General features: G+C 64.9%; 17 protein-coding genes and 1 pseudogene. 10 read left to right on the forward strand and 8 right to left on the reverse strand.

Going from position 1 to position 19,764, the window contains the following annotated elements:
* The 5 genes and pseudogenes from AB0H22_RS11865 to AB0H22_RS11885 all read left to right on the forward strand — a co-directional run.
* A pseudogene (locus AB0H22_RS11865) lies at positions 1-90 on the forward strand (WXG100 family type VII secretion target); the annotation flags it as partial.
* Between the two features lie 135 nt (positions 91-225).
* Positions 226-840, forward strand: a complete 615-nt coding sequence (locus AB0H22_RS11870) for a hypothetical protein (protein WP_180750394.1) — start codon at positions 226-228, stop codon at positions 838-840.
* Positions 840-2,006 carry a glutathionylspermidine synthase family protein gene (locus AB0H22_RS11875; protein WP_180750395.1) on the forward strand — a complete coding sequence of 389 codons (1,167 nt, stop codon included), beginning with the start codon at positions 840-842 and terminating at the stop codon, positions 2,004-2,006. The genes AB0H22_RS11870 and AB0H22_RS11875 overlap by 1 nt, the downstream gene beginning before the upstream one ends.
* Positions 2,007-2,066: 60 nt before the next feature.
* Entirely contained in the window at positions 2,067-2,504 is a 438-nt protein-coding gene (locus AB0H22_RS11880; RefSeq protein ID WP_180750396.1) for a DUF350 domain-containing protein, read from the forward strand.
* Between the two features lie 94 nt (positions 2,505-2,598).
* Complete coding sequence (locus AB0H22_RS11885; RefSeq protein WP_180750397.1) at positions 2,599-4,083, forward strand: amino acid permease; 1,485 nt, start codon at positions 2,599-2,601, stop codon at positions 4,081-4,083.
* Between the two features lie 93 nt (positions 4,084-4,176).
* Here AB0H22_RS11885 and AB0H22_RS11890 read toward each other — a convergent pair whose 3' ends face one another.
* The 3 genes from AB0H22_RS11890 to AB0H22_RS11900 all read right to left on the reverse strand — a co-directional run bounded on the left by AB0H22_RS11890 (position 4,177) and on the right by AB0H22_RS11900 (position 10,714).
* The gene (locus tag AB0H22_RS11890) at positions 4,177-5,187 is read right to left on the reverse strand and encodes a hypothetical protein (protein ID WP_358146731.1); all 1,011 of its coding nucleotides are present in this window, start codon (positions 5,185-5,187) and stop codon (positions 4,177-4,179) included.
* 172 nt (positions 5,188-5,359) lie between these two features.
* Positions 5,360-9,244, reverse strand: a complete 3,885-nt coding sequence (hrpA, locus tag AB0H22_RS11895) for an ATP-dependent RNA helicase HrpA (protein WP_358146732.1) — start codon at positions 9,242-9,244, stop codon at positions 5,360-5,362.
* Positions 9,245-9,289: 45 nt separating this feature from the next.
* Complete coding sequence (locus AB0H22_RS11900; protein ID WP_358146733.1) at positions 9,290-10,714, reverse strand: carotenoid oxygenase family protein; 1,425 nt, start codon at positions 10,712-10,714, stop codon at positions 9,290-9,292.
* 175 nt (positions 10,715-10,889) lie between these two features.
* On the opposite strand from AB0H22_RS11900, the gene AB0H22_RS11905 reads away from it, so the two are divergent.
* The gene (locus AB0H22_RS11905) at positions 10,890-11,627 is read left to right on the forward strand and encodes an SDR family oxidoreductase (RefSeq protein WP_358146734.1); all 738 of its coding nucleotides are present in this window, start codon (positions 10,890-10,892) and stop codon (positions 11,625-11,627) included.
* Between the two features lie 6 nt (positions 11,628-11,633).
* Here the strand turns inward: AB0H22_RS11905 and AB0H22_RS11910 are convergent, their stop codons facing one another.
* Complete coding sequence (locus AB0H22_RS11910; RefSeq protein ID WP_358146735.1) at positions 11,634-12,851, reverse strand: MinD/ParA family protein; 1,218 nt, start codon at positions 12,849-12,851, stop codon at positions 11,634-11,636.
* Positions 12,852-13,065: 214 nt separating this feature from the next.
* Positions 13,066-13,380 carry a hypothetical protein gene (locus AB0H22_RS11915; protein ID WP_180750402.1) on the reverse strand — a complete coding sequence of 105 codons (315 nt, stop codon included), beginning with the start codon at positions 13,378-13,380 and terminating at the stop codon, positions 13,066-13,068.
* A 195-nt stretch (positions 13,381-13,575) separates the two neighbouring features.
* Here AB0H22_RS11915 and AB0H22_RS11920 point away from each other — a divergent pair, with 195 nt between their 5' ends.
* The 3 genes from AB0H22_RS11920 to AB0H22_RS11930 all read left to right on the forward strand — a co-directional run bounded on the left by AB0H22_RS11920 (position 13,576) and on the right by AB0H22_RS11930 (position 16,883).
* Positions 13,576-14,202 (forward strand): response regulator transcription factor, encoded by a 627-nt coding sequence (locus AB0H22_RS11920; protein ID WP_180750815.1) that lies wholly within the window; start codon positions 13,576-13,578, stop codon positions 14,200-14,202.
* A gap of 2 nt (positions 14,203-14,204) precedes the next feature.
* Positions 14,205-15,395, forward strand: coding sequence for an ATP-binding protein (locus AB0H22_RS11925; RefSeq protein WP_180750403.1), 1,191 nt, complete (start codon positions 14,205-14,207; stop codon positions 15,393-15,395).
* Positions 15,396-15,479: 84 nt separating this feature from the next.
* Entirely contained in the window at positions 15,480-16,883 is a 1,404-nt protein-coding gene (locus AB0H22_RS11930) for a mycothione reductase (protein WP_180750404.1), read from the forward strand.
* A gap of 37 nt (positions 16,884-16,920) precedes the next feature.
* Here the strand turns inward: AB0H22_RS11930 and AB0H22_RS11935 are convergent, their stop codons facing one another.
* Genes AB0H22_RS11935 through AB0H22_RS11945 form a run of 3 tightly spaced genes read right to left on the reverse strand, consistent with a single transcriptional unit; the run spans position 16,921 to position 19,045 of the window.
* Positions 16,921-17,313, reverse strand: a complete 393-nt coding sequence (locus AB0H22_RS11935) for a DUF4345 domain-containing protein (protein WP_180750405.1) — start codon at positions 17,311-17,313, stop codon at positions 16,921-16,923.
* Positions 17,310-17,798, reverse strand: a complete 489-nt coding sequence (locus tag AB0H22_RS11940) for a nitroreductase/quinone reductase family protein (RefSeq protein ID WP_358146736.1) — start codon at positions 17,796-17,798, stop codon at positions 17,310-17,312. The genes AB0H22_RS11935 and AB0H22_RS11940 overlap by 4 nt, the downstream gene beginning before the upstream one ends.
* Positions 17,799-17,809: 11 nt before the next feature.
* Complete coding sequence (locus AB0H22_RS11945; protein WP_358146737.1) at positions 17,810-19,045, reverse strand: alcohol dehydrogenase catalytic domain-containing protein; 1,236 nt, start codon at positions 19,043-19,045, stop codon at positions 17,810-17,812.
* Positions 19,046-19,124: 79 nt separating this feature from the next.
* Here AB0H22_RS11945 and AB0H22_RS11950 point away from each other — a divergent pair, with 79 nt between their 5' ends.
* Complete coding sequence (locus tag AB0H22_RS11950; protein WP_180750408.1) at positions 19,125-19,763, forward strand: TetR/AcrR family transcriptional regulator; 639 nt, start codon at positions 19,125-19,127, stop codon at positions 19,761-19,763.
* Position 19,764 lies beyond the last annotated feature (1 nt).

Below are 19,764 nucleotides of genomic sequence, written 5' to 3' on the forward strand. Positions count from 1 at the left end.
GCCTACCGCGCCATGGGCAACACCCACGAAACCAACACCCTGTCCATGAACGCCCGCGACATGGCCGAAGGAGCCAAATGGGGCGCATAAACGCCGACTAGCAGCTCCACCGCATGAGGGCCAGAGATCCGGACAGGGTTTCTGGCCCTCATGCCGTCCGGCCCGGGGCTACTGTTGTACGGTCAAATGAGTTGTGTGTTCCATGATTTGGGCAAAGGGGGAGATATGCCCGATCCCTCCTCGGATGATGAGGATGCCACTCACCGCGGCGCGCAGCAGGGCCGGGGTGCCGTGCGATGGCAAGAACCGGGTATCACCAGGCCACGACCGCCTACTGTCGCTGAGGCCAGAGCCCGTGACAAGGCGCGGCGGACGCGCGAAGCCGAACGGAGAGTCGCGGAGGTCCGTGCCCAGAAGGCCGAGGACCGTCGTCGAGTGGGCGGAAACATCCTCATGGGATCTGTGGTCGTCGTGGGTATAGCGGCCGTGGTGGCAGTGGGGTACGCGATGATCGACCGCGACGAAGAAGTGGCGGCCACGTGTGTTCGCGATGGCTCGAACGCCGTTGCGCCCGAGGAGTACTGCGAACGGGGTACCGCATCCTCGGGTGGCATGTTCATTTATGCAGGCTCGCCCTACCGGTACTACTACGGCGGATCGAACCGGGGTATCGGCAGTATCGCTTCCGGTGGAAGTTTAGAGCTGCCGCGGGGCGCGACCGCTCGGAGCAGTTCGGGCACGTCGATCACCAAATCCGGTGGTTCGGGCGACGTAACGAGATCCACGTCGGTATCACGCGGCGGCTTCGGGTCCAGCAGCTCGGGAAGTTCGGGCAGCTGATGCGTCGCCAGCGTGGCCACCCGCGGCTCGGGTGGGAAGAAATCGTTGCTGCCCAAGGGATGTGCTACGGCACCCCGGCGCGGCTGGCGGACGGCAGCGACCGGCCCTATTGGGACGAGTCGGTCCACTATGTCTTCGACATGGATGAGGTGCTCTCCCTGGAGGCGACCGTCGAGGTGCTGCACTCCATGTGCCTGGGTGCCGTCGAACAGGTGATTCTCACCGGGCGCTACGGAGATTTCGGGCTACCGGAATGGACCTGGGAGCATATCGAAAAGTCTTGGCGCAGAAGAGATCCACATCTATACGGCAGATTCGACCTGCGGTATGACGGGCAGCGGCCGCCGGTGCTGCTCGAGTACAACGCCGACACCCCCACCTCCCTGCTGGAAGCGGCCATCTTGCAGTGGCACTGGAAGACGGATGTCTTCCCCGATGACGATCAGTGGAACTCCCTGCACGAGCAGTTGGTGGGGCGCTGGAAGCAGATCGCCCAGCAACTCCCCAGTACTGAAACACATTTCACGTGGTCGTCGGCGGATCAGAGCGGCGAGGACAACGTGACCCTGGCCTATCTACAGGAATGCGCAGCTGAGGCCGGGCTGAACACGGTGGGTCTCCCGATCGAGGAGATCGGCTGGGATCACGACCTGAATCGCCTGGTGGATCTGGAAGAGGCGCCGATCGAATCGATCTTCAAGCTGTATCCCTGGGAGTGGGTACTCGATGACGACTTTGGCCGCCACGCGGTGGACCTGCTACCCGAGACTCTCTGGATAGAGCCGCTGTGGAAAACACTGTTGAGCAACAAGGCGATTCTTGCCGTCCTATGGGAGATGTACCCCGGCCACCCGAACCTGTTACCGGCCTACCTTGATGACCCGCACGAGCTGACGGAGTATGTCCGCAAGCCGAAACTTGGCCGTGAGGGTGCCAACATCACCGTGGTGGGAGCCGGGCACGAGACGGCCACGGGCGGGGTCTACGGCGAGGAAGGCTATGTCTATCAGCTGTTGGACCCGCTGCCCCAGTTCGACGGAATGAGGCCGGTCCTGGGCGCCTGGATTGTCGGTGACGAGTCGGCGGGGCTGGGAATCCGGGAGACCGCAGGCCTGATCACCGACGATGGCGCCGCGTTCGTTCCACACCGGATTCCACTGCGGTAGAGAAGAAATAAGCACCGGCCTCGGGAAACCGAGTAACCCAGAGAGATCGGGATGGCAACCATGAACGCAGCAGGATATTGGTCGATCGTCGCGCACGGGGCGGCGGGAATCTGGTTGTACGCCGCGCTCGGCTTCGCATTGATGGTCGTCGGATTTCTAGTGTTGGACTGGACGACCCCAGGACCCCTGCGTCAGATGGTCCGCGCAGGCCTCCCCAATGCTGCCGTCGTCACCGCCGCCGGGCTGCTGTCGCAGGCGCTGGTGATTGTGCTGGCCATCTACAGTGCGTCGGGGAACATCGCCGAGGGCTTGTTCCGGACTCTGGTATTCGGGCTGATCGGCATTGCGGCCCAGACGATCTGCATCAGATTGATCGAGTGGGTAGTGGGAGTCGATGTCGGGGACTTGCTAGCGCACGAGAAGTTCGTGCCCGCAGCGGTCGTCGTCGCCGCCGCTTACCTGGCAGTCGGGCTGGTGATCGCAGCCGCCATCCTCTAGCCGGGTGCTACACGGTTCAGCTACGGCACCGTTCGCAGCATGTTTGTAACACCATTGTTCCAGTCAGTAACTTTCCGGTCGATACGGTCGCACGATGGCGTCTCCGGCAACATACGACACATCTGCCCAGGCACCTGAGGAACAGGGATATCACAAGGGGCTGAAGAACCGACAAGTCCAGATGATCGGTATCGGGGGAGCCATCGGCACCGGGCTGTTCATGGGAGCCGGTGGCCGGTTGCACAGCGCGGGACCGGGCTTGTTCTTGGTCTATGCGGTCTGCGGGGTATTCGTGTTCTTCATCCTGCGTGCGTTGGGCGAGCTGATCTTGCACCGCCCGTCCTCGGGGTCGTTCGTGTCGTACGCACGGGAATTCCTAGGCGAGAAGGCGGCATACGTCGCGGGCTGGATGTACTTCTTCAACTGGGCCGCCACCGCCATCGTCGACGTGACGGCCATCGCGCTGTACATGCACTACTGGAGTGCGTTCGAGGCGATACCGCAATGGCTCATCGCGCTCATCGCCTTGTTCATCGTGCTCACCATGAACACCATCAGCGTCAAGCTGTTCGGCGAGATGGAGTTCTGGGCGGCGCTGATCAAAGTGGTTGCCATCATGGGGTTCTTGGTCATCGGGACTGTCTTTTTGGCGGGTCGTTTCACGATCGAGGGCGCCAGCACGGGGCCATCGGTGATCGCAGACAACGGCGGCCTTTTGCCGGCCGGTCTCATGGCTTTGGTCATTGTCACCTCGGGAGTCGTCTTTGCGTACTCCGCCGTCGAGCTGGTCGGCATAGCCGCGGGTGAGACGGAGAACCCGGAGAAGGTGATGCCCCGCGCCATCAACTCGGTTGTGTTCCGCGTCGCGGTCTTCTACGTGGGTTCACTCATCCTGCTGGCGCTGCTGTTGCCCTATGGAACCTACAAAGCCGGGGAGAGCCCGTTCGTCACTTTCTTCTCCCGGATTGGCGTGCCGTACGCCGGTGACGTGATGAACTTCGTGGTGCTGACGGCGGCGCTGTCGAGCCTGAACGCGGGTCTTTACAGCACGGGGCGGATCCTGCGTTCCCTTGCGATGAACGGCAGTGCACCAAAGGTGTTGTCACGCATGACCTCCGGTGGTGTCCCATTTATGGGCATCGCGGTCACCGGCACTTTTACGCTCGTCGGGATATTCATGAACCTGGTCATCCCCGCCGAGGCTTTTGAAACCGCCCTGGATCTGGCGGCATTGGGAATCATCTCGTCGTGGGCCACCATCGTGATCTGCCAGATCCAGCTGTACCGGTGGTCGCAGCGGGGCATTCTGCAGCGAGGCAGCTTCCGGATGCCCGGAGCGCCGTACACCGGGTACCTGACGCTGGCGTTCCTGGCGGCCGTGGTGGTGCTGATGTGTTACGAGAACTGGTGGAACCTGATCGCGATCGTGGTACTCGTCCCCGTGCTGACCGCGGGGTGGTACCTCTGCCGGGGCCGCGTGCTGCAGCTCGCCCGCGACCGCATCGGGTACACCGGTGCCTATCCGGTGATCGCGCATACTCCCATGCTGGACGACCCGCCGGGCGGCAGGAACAGGTAGCACACCCGCTGCTCGCTGACGGCGCATGCGGTGCCGAGTTGGTGGGGCCATCGGAATCGTCGGCTCGCCCGGCAGGCATGCGAACCGACGCCGCTAGCGCTGCGCTTTGCAGACGTTGAGGATGGCTTGGCCCTCATTGAGTGTCTGCTGCACGACCGCGTCATAGGCGGTGGCGTCGGCGCCTGCTTCACGGGTTCGTTTCACGATATCTACGGCTTGGTCGGCAAGGTCGGTCAGGTGCTGAACCCGCCCCGCGAGATTCTGATCGGACAGTTTGGGGTGGTTGCGCATGCGGTTGGCCCAGTCCTGATAGGCGCTGAGCGGCGGTCCGTGGGGCCCAATCAGATCGCCTTTGGTGAGATCGCGATGCTCGTCGTCGACGTAGATCCCGAGCACGCTCAAGGCTGTGTCGCAGTCAGTGGGCTTCTCGCTGCCGTTGAAGGCAGTGAGGCCGCCGACGATGGCCCCGGCGACTGTGGCGGCGATCAGTAGACGTGACCGCGACGGGGGCTGATAGCGAGGCAGCACCGCGGGTGCGGCCTCGGGATGCGAACCTGCCGCGGCGTCGAGCAGTTGCATCTGATGCTGTACCCGGCGGAAGTGATACTCGCTCCAGCAGGTTAGTGCAGACACCGCGAGTGCGAGAAGTAAGTAGCCAGAACCCCGTCGAGCGCCGTCGCTGTAGAAGATCAACAAAGCTCCGCTGGTCATCAGCAGGATCGGGAGCCACCAGAGGCGAATCAGCCAGCGGGGCATCTGCTTTCGTGTCTCGAGCATGACGCTGCCCATTTGGATCGCTGCCGCTAGCGCGGCCGGGTCGTCGGGCGGATCGCCGCGCCAGACAGCGGTGAGCGCCTGCGAACGTTGGTGCTTGTCGAGCCCGGCGACTGCAGCCGTGCAGTAGCGGTGCGGTCGTTGCTGAATACCGATCGCGAGGGCCGCGATGCCGACCACGACGGCGCCGGCCTGGAGTGCCAGCCAGCGGGGATCAGTATCGCGATCACCGAAGTACAGCAGCCAGAACGGAAGGTACAGCACCGCCGCAGCAGCCGCGGTAACCGCTAATCGCACCCACCACGGCTGCAGCAAGAATCTAGTCCCCATGGTTGCCAGTGTGCCAGATCGTCGATGCGGCCTGCACCGTGGGGCTACCACGGTATATGGAAATGAAGTGGTCATTCAGCGATTCGGGCAAAGGTCGCGCTACCCAGTCTAGGAATCTCGCGGTGCCGTAGCCAGAAGCAGAGGCGGCGGAGCTAGAAGTGGACAAAGGCGGCTAGCGAGCAGCGTTGATCGCCTTGAGGATTCGTTGCTCGCTGACGGCACGCGCGGTACCGAGTTGTTGGGCCCACAGGCTCACCCGCAGCTCCTCGATGAACCAGGCGATATCCCGGATATCGGAATCATCGGATCGCCCGGCAGGTAGGTCACGCAGCAGGTCGTCAAAGGCGTCCTCGACGGCGTGCACTCGGTGCATCAGCCCGCGGTCGGTCTCCACCCCCTGCGACAGCCGCTCGAGTCGCTTGCCGATGGCGGTGACATAGCGCGCCAGGTCCAGCAGTCGCGCGGCGCCGGTGGCGGTGACGAACCCGATCGGGAGCAGTCCGCCGAGTTGTTCGCGCATATCGGCGATGGCATCGGATTGGGCGACAGGGGCTTTGGTGGGCAAAGCCACCTGCACCTCACTCCAGGCCGCCACTACCTTCTCGGCACGGCGCAGAATGTCGAGGGTAGTTGCCGCGAGACCCTGCGCGGCGTGGTCCCGCAGCGCGGTGAACTCTGCTCGGGTCCAGATCGGCGTGGGCGCCAGCAGATCGACCGCGGCATCGGCACAGTCGTCGAGCAGGGCCGCAAGCGAGCCATCCGGATTTGACGAGAGCAGCAGCTTGGACCGTGGATCCAGGCCCCGTTCAACGGCTTTCATGGGTGATGGAATCGACAGGCGCAGCAGGCGCCGGGCGCCGGTGGCCATGGCGGCCCGCTGCTCGGCAGCGGTGGCGAACACCCGGATGTCCACCGAGGTACCCGCGTCGATCAGCGCCGGGAATCCGCGCACCGTGTGCCCGCCGCTGAGTTGTTCTACGGTACGGGGCAATTCGGTGAGATCCTCGGGCCAGGCGCGTAGACCGTTGCGTTCCCACTCCCCGGCCACCGCTGTTGCCACGGCCCGGCGTGTGGAGCCCGCGAGCCGTTCCTGCAATGTGTCGAGATTCTTGTCGCGCGCCACCTCGGTGCCGTCCGCGGATTCGACGACGAAAGTCATCCGCAGGTGCGGGGGCACCTTGTCGAGGTCGAAGGCATCGGTGGGCACGCGGATGCCGCTGATCCGATGCAGCTCCCGGCCCAGCGCGTACACCAGGGGTTCGCTCCCGGGTTCAAGATTGGTGAGCACCGCGCGGGCGGTATCGGGTGCGGGAACGAAGTTGCGGCGCAGATCCTTGGGCAGGGAGCGGATGAGCGCGGTGATCAGCTCCTCGCGCAAGGCCGGTACGTGCCAGGCGAATTCGTTGCCTCCGAGACGGGCGAGCACCTCCACCGGGATATGCACGGACACGCCGTCGTCGGCGGCACCCGGTTCGAATCGATAGCTCACCGGCAGCGCCACATCGCCCGATCTCCACGTGTCGGGCATATCGGCGGCCGCGTCCTCGCTACGCAGCAGATCGTTGCGGGTGAACGTCAGTAGATCCGGCGTCTGGTGCCGTTGCTTGCGCCACCAGGCGTCGAAATGCCTCGCGGAGACGGCATCCTCCGGAATCCGGGCCGCATAGAAGGAGTAGATCTCGTCATCGCCCACCAGGAGATCGCGTCGGCGTGCCTTGTCCTCCAGCTCGGACAGTTCCTGTAGCAGCTGGGCATTGTCGCGGACAAAGTGATGCTTGGTCTCCCAGTCGCCCTCGACGAGGGCGTGCCTGATGAACAGCTCGCGGGCGAGTTCGGGGTCGACCTCTGCGTAGCCCACACGGCGGCGCGGTACCAGCGGCAGTCCGTAGAGGGTTACCCGTTCGAAGGCCATGACGGCTCCGCGTTCGGCATCCCAATGCGGCTCACTGTGGGTGCGCTGCACCAGATCTCCAGCGATCCGCTCCACCGACTGGGGTTCGACGCGGGCCGCGATGCGCCCATAGAGCCTGCTGGTCTCCACCAGGTCTGCGACCACCACCCACCGGGGCGGCTTCTTGGTCAGCACCGACCCGGGAGCGAGCACGAACTTGGTGTTGCGCGCGCCCGAGTAGTCCCGGGTGTCGCCCTCGCGCAACCCGATATGGGATAGCAGACCGGCGGTTAAGGCGGCGTGGACGCGCGCCGGATCGGCCTGCTCTCCCGATTCCCGGATACCGAGGTCGCGCGCGATGCTACGCAGCTGGCCCACCAGGTCCTGCCATTCCCGGATGCGCAGATAGTGCAGGAACTCGTCACGGCACGTGCGTCGAAACGCACTGCCCGAGAGCTGGCTTCGCTGCTCCTGGAGATACCGCCAGAGATTGAGGTAGGCGCTGAAGTCGGAATGGTCATCGGCGAACCGGGCATGCTTTTGCCGCGCGGCCTCCTCACGATCTGCCGGACGCTCCCGCGGATCGGGAATCGACAGTGCGGCCGCGAGCACCAGGATTTCCCCGACGCAGCCCTCAGAATCGGCTTGCAGGATCATCCGTCCGATCCGTGGGTCGAGGGGCAGTCGCGCCAGCCGGCGCCCCAGCTCGGTGATGGCACCGTTCGCATCGAATGCGCCGAGCTCCTGCAGCAGCTGCACACCGTCGCGGATGCTGCGCTTGTCGGGCGGATCCAGGAATGGGAAGTTCTCGATATCGCCCAGCTGCAGGGCAGCCATCTGCAGGATGACGGCGGCGAGATTGGTGCGCAGGATCTCCGGATCGGTATAGCGCGGGCGAGCCTCAAAGTCCTGTTCGGAGTACAGCCGGATGCACACACCCGGTGCGGTACGCCCGGACCGGCCTGACCGCTGCGCGGCCGAGGCCTGTGAGATGGGTTCGATCGGAAGGCGCTGCACCTTGGTACGCCGGCTGTATCGGGAGATGCGTGCGGTACCGGGGTCGATGACGTACCGGATACCGGGAACCGTCAGCGAGGTCTCCGCGACATTGGTGGCCAGCACCACGCGCCTACCCGTGTGCGCCTGAAAGACCTTGTGCTGCTCGGCCGTTGCCAGCCGTGCGTACAGCGGAAGAATCTCGGTGTTATGGAAGGCGCCACGCAACGCCTCCGTGACGTCGCGGATCTCGCGCTCGCCGGACAGAAAGACCAGCACGTCTCCCGGCGGCTCGTCTTCTAGCTCGCGGACCGCATCGGAGATGGCCTCGGTTTGGTCGCGCATTTGGGTGCGGACGATCTCATGATCGGGGTCATCGGGATCGTCTCCGGAATCGCCGGGTACCGGAACCTCCAGCGGCCGGTACCGGATTTCGACCGGATACGTCCGACCCGAGACCTCCACGATGGGGGCGTCGTTGAAGTGCGCCGAGAAGCGTTGCGGCTCAATGGTGGCCGAGGTGACGATGACTTTCAGATCGGGCCGCTGCGGTAACAGCTCGCGCAGATAGCCGAGTAGGAAGTCGACGTTGAGGCTGCGTTCGTGCGCCTCATCGAGGATGAGGGTGTCGTAGCGCTGCAGCCGTCGGTCGCGCTGGATCTCCGCGAGCAGGATGCCGTCGGTCATCAGCTTGATCAGGGTGCGGTCGCTCGCCTGATCGGTGAATCTGACGGTGTAGCCGACGGTTTCGCCGAGCGGAGTGCCCAGCTCCTCAGCGATGCGCTCGGCGACGGTGCGTGCCGCCAGTCGGCGTGGCTGGGTGTGGCCGATGGTGCCGCGGATACCGCGTCCCAGTTCCAGGCAGATCTTGGGAAGCTGTGTGGTTTTCCCCGATCCGGTTGCTCCGGCGACGATGACCACCTGATGCGCGGAGATGGCTTTGGCGAGCTCCTCGCGATGTGCGCTGACGGGCAGATCCGGGTACGCGATCGTCGGGATCGCAGCGATCCGGGTGGCGACCAATGCTTCTGCCGCGGTGATCTGCTCAACAAGCTTCTCGGCATCGGCCGGGCTGCGCAGGTTCTTGATACGGCGGCCGAGCCGGGACGCGTCGCGAATCGTGAGTCCGTCGAGGCGTGCGCGCAGCTCGGCGCGGGACAATTCGGACACTCCGGCAACGATAGGCGGCGGCGTGCCCGGCCTTGGTGGCCGCCTCTAGATTCTGTCGGTAAAGCTGCCGTGAAATCCGGGAAAGTGGTGACCGGGAAGGATCGCAACGGCGAGCGCGGGGCCCTCGATGGCGGCGGCATCGAGGATATGCAGCTCTGTTCGATGTGCACCGCTGTTGTAGGCGACTGCGAGTATCCAGCCCTCGTCCTCCTCAGCACCTGGATTCTTCGGGACGAATATCGGCTCGCCTGCCACTACGCCGGGCGCGAACGTGTGGCCACGTTGCGTGTCGGTGGCGCGGTCGAGTTTCACGATCATGTTCTGGTCGGCTTCCCTCTGGGCGGATAGATACGTATAGCGGTGTTCGTGGCCCGTTCGACGTTCGTCGTGCGTGGGAAATTCCGCAGGGGCCGTGGGGTAATCGGTGACATGCACTCTTCCGCCCTGAGTGATGCGCAGTCGCGTTGGCCAGCCCAGCGTGGGCGCCTGGGTACGGAACTTCTTCAACCCGGCGGTGAGGAAGTCGAAGTCCAGGTGGCGCACGATATCCAGCACGACATCACCCCGGTCTTCGTAGGCGTTGTCGACGTGGACATAGACCAGGGGGTCGCATTCGACGATTCGGTGAGGGCCTCCCCGACGGGGGACCAACACGATTCTCATGCCCTGTTCAGGCCGATAATCGGCACTGTCGCCCAGTGCCGTGAGGCCTAGGCCGGCCCATCCTGCGCGGATGGGATCCACGGTGATCGGTGCCAACGCGAACACCAAATATGTTGGGGTAATGGCAAAGTCGTGCTGAATGTAGATGTGATCGGTGGGGATCTTGGCGATCTGGGTCAGCCCTCCGTTTGGGTCAACCCGGAAACACCGTAGGCATGCGACGGTGGGCCCTGACAGTGAGGGCGAAACGTCCAGCCCGAAGTTGAACAGTTCGCCGGTATCCGGATCGATGCGTGGATGTGGCGAGAACCTGGAGAATCGCGGCAGCCGCCCGTCGAATGTGCAGGGCCCGATGGTGCTCAGGTCATCTCGGTCGATCTCCCAGGGCCGACCGGCGTCACTGAGTGCCAGTAACCGGTCGGCGTGGATGACGGCGTGAGTGTTCGCGGTGTCGGCGGGCTGCCGGCCCGTGTTGTCCCATAGGTGTTTTCCCTGGGTATAGACGCCGCGGATGTGCGCGCCCCGGCCGCGTGCTTCCTTGCGCCGCTTCGGTGTATCGACGAAGCGTGAGCGGAAACGCACCTCGCCGTCGGCGATCGTGAACTTCACGACTAGTCCGTCACCGTCGAACGGGTGGGCCGCACGGAACCCGCCGTGGTCCCAATCGGCGGGGCCGTTGCGATAGAGGGCGCCGCGGAGCTCCTGTGGCACTGATCCGGTCAGCGGCAGCACGGTCTCGTCGGGGGTTTCCTGTGCGGGCCGGTACATCTCGAGGGCGTCGGCCAGTTGGCTGTCGGCAAGGGTCATTACGAGCTCCTCGGGCTGAGAGTCGGGTCCATTCATATCTGCACACAGCTGTTCGCAGATATGAATGGATTGTTGCCGCGCGGCGGACCAGAAGTCAATGGCCATTCGGAAGCCATTCGGATCGCCGAGCGCCCAAGACGCGACTCGCCACCGTCTCGCGGGTAGCTTCGCACCGATGACCGCGTTCTTGTCCGAGACGGCCTTCACGGGTCGCACCGTTGTCTTGATCGGCGGGGGTACCGGCATCGGGCGGAGTGTGGCCGGGTTGGTGACCGCGGCGGGCGGCGATGTCGTGCTGGGCGGCCGTACCGCTGCCACCCTCGCCGCGGCCGCGCGCGAGCTCGGGTCAAGGGCGCGTTGGCACCCGGTCGATACCTCAGAGCCGTCGAGCATCGACGAGTTCTTCACGGACATCGACGTGGTGCACGGGCTGTTCACCACCGCCGCCACCTACGTGACGGGATCGATCGCCGAGCTGTCCGTCGAGGAGGCCGCGACACCGTTCCAGTCGAAGTTCTGGGGCCAGTACCGCGCGGTGAAGACGGCGTTGCCGAAGCTTGCCGAGGATGCCTCGGTGGTGTTGATGTCGGGGGCGGCCAGCGTCCGGCCCGCCGGGAATGCCCCGGCGTATGTTGCGGCCAATGCGGCCATCGAGGGCCTGGCCCGTGGGCTCGCCCTCGAGCTGGCGCCCGTCCGGGTCAATGCGGTGTCCCCCGGCACCGTGGACGGGCACCTATGGAACCAGCGTGCGCCCGAGGTGCGCCGGCAGGCCTTTGAACACATCGCAGCGGCGTCCACCCTGGGCCGGGCCGTCACAGAAGACGAAGTGGCCCAGGCCATCGTCTACCTGCTGCTGAACACCGGCACTACCGGCTCGACGTTGTACCCCGACGGCGGCTACTCGCTGCGCTGAGCCGGATTACACGCTCCACGCGCTCGCCAGGCCGGCCGAGACCGAAGCCGCCGCCGTCAACAAGCCGTGCCAGGTCTCCGGCTGCAGCTGTTGGATGTCCAGCGGGCCCGCGGTCGCGATATGTGGGTCATACGGAACGGCCACAATGTGGTTCGGCGAGATCCATCGGTGGAATCGGGCGACCATCGCCGCCACCAGACGTTCGGAGTTTCGGCGATCCTCGCGACTGTCATAGCCGCGGACATGGTTGATAACGACGACCATTCGGGGAATCAGGTACTCGTAGCCCTCGGAGATGAGCCATTCGATCGCCCGGACTGCGCCCTCGGCACCGACGGGGGTGGCGGCCGCCACGAGCACCACACCGTTGGCGCTGCGCAGCACGCCCGGCATCACCGGATGCCAGAAGTCCACGCCGGTATCGGTGATGAGCAGGCTGTAGAGCCGCTGCAGCCGATTGTGCGCCTGCGTGTAGATCTCCGAGTTGAGCTCCCCACGGGGACGCACCGAATGTGCGTTGGCGGCAAGCACATCCAGTCCGGTTTCCGAGTTCTGACCGACGAAGAAGCGCAGATCGAAGTTGCGCTCGGGTTCGTGCTGCGCCAGGACATCGGCGAAGGTTGAGGAGGCCGACGGGTCGATCCACGAGGCCAGGTTGGCCGACTGGCCCGGATCGGCGTCGGTGGCCAGCACCATGTCCTTGCGGCGCAGCTCGGACAGCACGGAACCGAGGGCGGCGGTCATCATCGTCTTGCCGACGCCGCCGTTCCCGCCCAGGACCGCCAGAGAGTGGATACCCCGCCAGGGGGTGCGCACCACGGCGGTGAGCTCTCGAAGTTCGGTCTCTTCACGGGACTCGCCGGGATTGATGGCGCCAAAACTTCCGCGGTACACCCACTTACGCCAACCAATGGAAGCAGGCCGACGCGGCGGGGGCAGCATCTCGGCACGAAGCTGGGCTCCCAAGGCGTCGCCGATGGCCGGAGGGGGATCGACACGCGGATCGTGGGGCGGGGCGGCATCGACGATGGACAAAGGGCCGCGGGGTAGCAGTTGGGGCGTCGGTTGCGGGGGCAGGGGTTCCTGTTGAGGCTGCTGCTGCGCGGCGGCTTCGGCGCGGAGTCGTTTGGCGTGCGCTCCTAGTTTGATCGGGATGATCGGGCCGGTGCGGTCGAGGATCTCGTCCTCGGAGCCGTCCGCCGGGGAATCGTTGGGCGCACTCACGGAATCTCCTCCTCCACCAGAAGCCGCTTGGCCCCAGCGTTCCGACTGCTCGTTATGAGACAGTTCGTTCTGCAGCGCGGGCAGCATGAAACCCGTTGGTCGCATACGAAAGTCTCTTATGCACGTTGGTCGGAAGGCGAGGGCTGTTACCCACCCGTGTCTGAATCGGCATCAAATGGAACGCGGTTGGTATGTACTCGGTATGGCCGCCGTATCAGCAGGTCACGTCCACGTACATGGTCTTGGTGGTCGTGGTGGTGGTGAAGACGCCCGGACGCTTGTTGCTCGGTAGGCCGTAATCGGACCGAGTGGTGCTCTGTCCGGGACGGACGCTGCTGGCGGTGCACTGGTTGAGGGCCTTGGACCCGGTCTTGCTGACGATCACGCTGTAACCCTGTGCCTGAAGCTCGCTGACGGTCTGCTGGGCGTTCGAGCCGTCGGTCTGGGCGGACGCGGTGCCCAGGGCGAAGCCGAGGGGCGCGAGTGCGAGAGCGGCGGCGGCGGTTCCGGCGATGATGTACTTCTTCATGATTTCTCCTGTGCCAGTAAGGCTTTGAGTTGGATCACCGGGCTGCTTGGTGATACTGCAACGATGCGGCGTGGCGGCGGGAAAGTCTGTCGGGCAAGTGGCCGATCAGGGGGATGATGTTGATGTCCACCAATTGGGGGACACGCCCCGATTTGGCGTGCCAAGCTTGCGTTTGTGCAGGTGAGCGCCGAGCTGGTGCGGGTAGTGGTGGGTGACGATCACCCGCTCTTCCGTGAGGGCGTGGTCCGGGCGCTGACCGGTAGCGGCCAGATAACGGTGGTGGCGGAGGCGGAGAACGGTGCTAGCGCGCTCGCGCTGATCAGAGAGCACCTGCCCGATGTCGCGCTTGTCGACTACCGGATGCCGGAGCTGGACGGGACCCAGGTGGCGGCCGCCGTACAACGCGATGAGCTGCCCACCCGGGTGCTGCTGCTCTCGGCTCACGATGACGCGGCGATCGTGTATCACGCCCTGGAACAGGGCGCCGCGGGTTTCCTGTCGAAGGAGTCCACGCGCGCAGAACTGGTCAGCGCGGTGCTCGAGTGCGCGCGGGGCCGCGATGTGGTGACAGCGAGTCTGACGACGGGCCTGGCCGGCGAGATCCGCAGGCGCGCACAGCGCACGGGCCCGTCGCTGAGTGCGCGGGAACGTGAGGTGCTGCGGATGATCGCGGACGGCAACACCGTGCCGGCAATGGCCAAGGTGCTGTTCCTGGCTCCGTCCACGGTGAAGACCCATGTGCAACGGTTGTACGAGAAACTCGGTGTCGGCGACCGCGCGGCGGCTGTGGCCGAGGCCATGCGTCGCGGGCTATTGGAGTAGCCATGGCGATCCAGCTGGACCGGGTGGCCGACTACTTCACCGCCGAACCCATGCGAGTGTCAGCCTGGCTGCGGCTTCCGTTGATAGTGCTGATCGTGCTGCTCGGGTCGAACCCCAATATCGAAATGTGGCATGACGGCGTGTATTACGGCGTGCTCGCTGTGTACACGGTGTCGGCGATCGTGTGGGTGGCAATCGCGGTTCGTGGACACGTCCCACTGTGGGTGGCCCCCGCCGCCACCGCCGTCGACATCGCCGCCGTGGTGGCGCTATGCGTTGCCTCCGGCTACGGCACCTCAGAATTGCTTCCGGTGTTCTTCCTGCTACCCGTTTCAGTGGCATTTCAAGAACGTCCGGCCGTGACGGCTATCCTTGGAACAATCACCGCTGCAGGGTATTTCGGCGTTCTGGTGTTCTACACCAGGAACGGCAACCTGGACAGCATTCCCGGCGACGAATACGTCACCGTCGCAACATTGTTGTGGTTGGCGATCGTCACCGCTGGGATGTGCTTTGTCCTCAAACGCCGTTCCGAACATGTAGGACAGCTGTTGCACACGCGTGAGCAGCTGGTACTGGAGGCAATGCGCGCCGACGAGCGCCATAACCGTGCAGTCGCCGAACAATTGCACGACGGCCCGCTGCAGAACCTGCTGGCGGCGCGGCTGGAGATCGAAGAAGTGCTTGAACGCCAACCGGATCCGGTGCTGGAGGCGGTGCATTCCTCGTTGCGGGAGACGGCTGCGGCGCTACGCGGGGCCGTGTCCTCGCTGCATCCGCAGGTGCTCTCCGAGCTGGGATTGTCGGCGGCGATTCGTGAGCTGGGGCGGCAGTATGCGGCGCGGGGCACAGTCGAGGTCAGCACCGAATTACAGGAGGTGGGCAGCCCCTCGGTGCAACCGCTGGTTTACCGCGCGGCCAAGGAGTTGTTAACCAATGCCGTGAAACACGGCCGTGCCAAGAACATCCACATGGAGCTCGCTCGGGATGGAAATCTCATCACCCTCGTCGTCGCGGACGACGGCAGCGGATTCGATCCCAGAGGCCTCACCGCATCGGTCGCCGACGGGCATATCGGACTAGCCTCGCTGACCGTTCCCATTGATGCCTCCGGTGGCAGTGTCACCATCACCTCGGCACTGGGCTCGGGCACCCGGGTATCCGTCGCGGTGCCCGCCGACATGGCCTCATGAACGAGGGTGCCCGGCGTCAAATTATGGCACCGTGAGGGAGGTGCCCCGGCCGCAAGAGATGGGGCCTCAAGAGATGGAGAACAGGTGTACGACCTCGTCATCATCGGTTCCGGCAGTGGAAACTCCTTACCCGACGACCGTTTTGCGGATCAGCAGATCGCGATCGTCGATCGCGGTGTGTACGGGGGCGCCTACGGCGGCACCTGCCTGAACGTCGGATGCATTCCCACTAAGATGTTCGTCTATCCGGCAGACCTGGCGGATGAGGCCCGAGACGGGCCCCGACTCGGTGTCGATAGCTCGGTGAGCGGGACCCGATGGGCCGACATCCGTGGACGCGTATTCGGCCGGATCGACCCGGTCGCGGAGGGTGGTCTGCGCTACCGCGTCGAGGACTGCCCGAATATCACCGTATTTCAGCAGGAAGCGCGGTTCATCGCGCCGGGATCCGATACCGAGGGCGACCCGATCCATCGTCTCCAACTGTCGGACGGGACGATTCTGGAGGCAGGGCAGGTGGTGATCGCCGCGGGCTCGCGTCCGGTCATCCCGCCGGTTATCGCCGACAGTGGCGTGTCCTTCCACACCAACGACGACATCATGCGTCTGCCGGAACTGCCCGGTCGGGTGGTGATCGTGGGCAGTGGCTTCATTGCCGCCGAGTTCGCGCATGTGTTCAGTGGCCTGGGGTCGGCGGTGACGGTGATCGCGCGCGGCCCGCGGTTGTTGCGGGCACAGGACGAGACGATCTCGCAGCGTTTCACCGATGTGGTGGCGGCGCGGTGGGACGTGCGCCTGAACACAGAAGTTGTGGCAGCCCGCGAGATCGATAGCGGCGGTGTCGAAGTGGACCTCACCGACGGGTCGACGGTGACGGGCGATGTCCTGCTGGTCGCGACCGGACGCTCCCCCAACGGAGACCAGCTGGATGTGGCGGCGGCGGGGTTGACGCTCGACGAGGAGGGACGCGTGCCGGTCGACCAGTACCAGCGCACACCGGTGCGCGGCATTTACGCCCTGGGCGACGTGAGCTCGCACTATCTGCTCAAGCACGTCGCCAACCACGAAGCCCGGGTGGTGCAGGCGAATCTGCTCGCCGGCTGGGATTCCCCGACCACGGCCAGCGACCATCGGTTCGTGCCGGGCGCGGTGTTCAGCCGCCCGCAGGTGGCGTCGGTGGGATTGTCGGAGGACCAGGCCCGGCAGCGCGGGATCGACGTGGCGGTCAAGGTCCAGGCCTACGGGGATATCGCGTACGGGTGGGCGATGGAGGACACCGAGGGTCTGTGCAAGCTGGTTGCGGACCGCGCGACGGGCCTGCTGGTCGGTGCGCACATCGTCGGTTACCAGGCGTCGGCGTTGATCCAATCGTTGATCACCGCGATGAGCTTCTCGATCCCGGTGCGCGATATGGCGCGCGGGCAGTACTGGATACACCCGGCACTGCCCGAGCTGATCGAGAACGCACTACTCGGACTGGAGCTCTAGACGAGCGTGACGAGGACTGCTCAACGCCCGTGGCTGGTTATCGGTTCAGCGGTGCCTCGTTGTTCATGGTGGAGTACCAGTAGGTGAGCGCGGCGGCAGCGAATTCTATGGCGGCGGCCGCAACGAAGACGTTGTGCGGAATGCCGTTTGCGACCATCGACACCACCCGGGCAGTGGCGAGCAGGCCCATGGTTAGTGCGAGATATTTCAGCAGGGCGGAAGGAATCGGCGAGGTGCGTACCGCCCAGACATACGCGGCGCCAAAGGCCACTAAAAGCGCTCCAGCAGCCCGGGTTTCGCTGTCGAGCGTGGCATTCATCGCTCCGCCTCCGGGGATCGTGGCGGCGGGGAACAGGATTCGCCCTGCGCCGAGTGCGATGAGCGCGAGACCGACTATCCAGCCGAGTGTCTTGAGGGTTCTGATGATCATGTGAGTCTCCTCGTCGGGTTGATATGTGTTGGCCGGGGCTGCCGCGGCTCGTCGATCTGAACGCGGATCATCGCGGTGACCTCCGCGGCGCGGGCGATGTCAGCTGCATTGGGTTGTCGTTTCGGGTCGAGTTGCACGCTGTGGTACTTCGCGTCGCGGGGAACAAGCTTGATGTGACGTGTCAGATGTTCGGTGATGGCCGGGCCGTAGGTCACCTGTGCGGTGCCGTTGCGCCACCGGCCGCGGATTGTCGCTGCGACAGCTGCGCCGCCGCGCAGGTTGATCCACCAGGGGGAGTCGGTGAAACACACCAGATCGTTGTCATCGCGCGAATAACTGACCGGCACTCGATACGCCGTGCCCGTGCGGCGGCCAGTGATTGCCAACAGCATGGTGTTGTGGCTCATCGTCCAGTGCAGCGGACTTTGCAGCAATGCGCGGACTGCGATGTTGATGGGCTCGGGAATGGTGGGGTGATCGTTCACTTGGGGGTACCTCACTGAGTTGTGAGGATGGTTTTGAGAGCGTCTCCGTAGCAGTGCTCGCGTAGCGCGGCGGGGGCATCGTCGAATGAAGCCTCGTTGGTGGTGACCAGCTCTGGCTGGAACCTGCCAGTCGCCATGAGGTCAAGGACGTCGGGGATGTGCGAGCGGATGTGGCTGCGGCCGATGTGTAGCGTCAGATTGCGCATGTACCCCGCTTGAAGGGGTATGTTGCCGCGCCGGTGCATCGACCACACGCATGTGCAGATCCCATCGGGGGCGGTGTGCCGCAATACGTTTCGCAGTCCGGCTGGGGTGCCGGTGGCGTCCACCGTGAGCGCTGCCACGGGCCAGTCCCGCGGGTGTCGCGGATCGAGAGTCTGGAACCCCAGGGCCGCGGCGCGTTCTTGAAATGCGGGCCTGGCATCGACGACGCTGATATGCGTGGCGCCGAGCGCGCGGGCGAACAGGGCAGCGAACAGCACCGTGGCCGAGGTCAACGGATCCTTGTCGTCGATACGGCCCACGAGCAGAACCTGCGTGTCGGGGTCCGCCGCTAGTAGCCCGGGCAGGTGTGGGGCGATCTGTCGGTAGGCATCACAGATGTTGTCGGCCACGCCTGTCGCCGCAGTCGGCGCGAGGCCCGCCGGCAGGCCGACAAGCATCGCGTCGGCGAAAGGCACCGCCATCAGGTCCGCTAGGGCCCCGCCCCACAAGCCACCGGATAGCCCGAACCCGTACATCGATGTCGGTGGCACCGATAGACAGTTGGCGGTATGACCGCGTCGGCACGCCGTGCATTGGCCGCAACTGATCTGGAACGGAACGACAACCCGGTCGCCGACACGTACCCCGCTCACTTCGGCTCCGATCTGCACGACTTCGGCGACGGCCTCGTGTCCGAGATGCAAGGGCAGTGGAAAGATGCTGCGGCCCAACATCATCGCCCGGTCAGCGTCGCATGTCGCGACGGCAATCGGACGGACCAGCGCACCAAGTGGGCCGGGAGGCGCCGGGCTGGGCACCGCACGCCACCGCAACGCGCCACCGGGTGAGGCGATTAGCCCTCGCATCCGGGTGTGGCCGGGTCGACGGGCCACGCGCACGGCGTTCGCGATTCGGTTGGCCCGCATCGTGACATCACGCTCCAGGCCCACGCGTGCGGCCGACAGCACGTTCGGGGACAACAACCGTGCGTAGTGACCGGCTGCGGTGCGGGGCCGGATCAGTCCACCGCGATTATCGGGCACCGGGCCGCGCGCCCGTTCGTTTCTGAAACGCCATCGTTCTAGTTTGATATTAGGAACCACGCCGTGTCAAGATAATAGAGTGCAGCCATTGGTTCGGCCATATCGGGGCGTGACACCGCAACAGCGGATCGAACAGCGGCGCACGCAGCTCATCGATGCGGCGGTCGATCTGTTTGGGACTGTCGGTTACCGGGCGGCCACCGTCGACGACCTCTGCGCACGCGCCGGTCTTTCGAAACGCTACTTTTACGAATCCTTTTCCAGCAGTGAGGAATTGCTACTAGCCAGCTATCAACGGTGCACGGATGAGATCCTTGAGGCCATGGTCCGTGCCGTCACGGAGGCGGGCACCACCGTCGATGACCAACTGCGTGCGGCACTGTCCGGCTACTTCGGTGCCATCGAAGCCGACCAGCGGCGCGCCCGCATCACGCTGCTCGAAATCCTCGGAGTCAGTCCAGCCGTTTCCGCCGCGTATGTGGCTCAAACCGAACGATTCGCCTACACAGTCCAGGCACTGGCCCCGGACGTCTTCGCCGCCGGCGAGCTCCCCACCGAACAGCTGCATCTCATCGCCCAGGGCATCATCGGCGCCATCACCACGATCGCCGCCCAGTGGCTACTCGAAGACCGCCGCCGCCCCTGCACGCAACTCATCGATGCCAGCCACCTACTGGTTCTGGCCGTGTTGGACGGACTGCCTACCGCGGTGACATAAC

It is taken from the genome of Mycobacterium sp. NPDC050853 (genome assembly GCF_040653875.1).
GTDB lineage: Bacteria > Actinomycetota > Actinomycetes > Mycobacteriales > Mycobacteriaceae > Mycobacterium.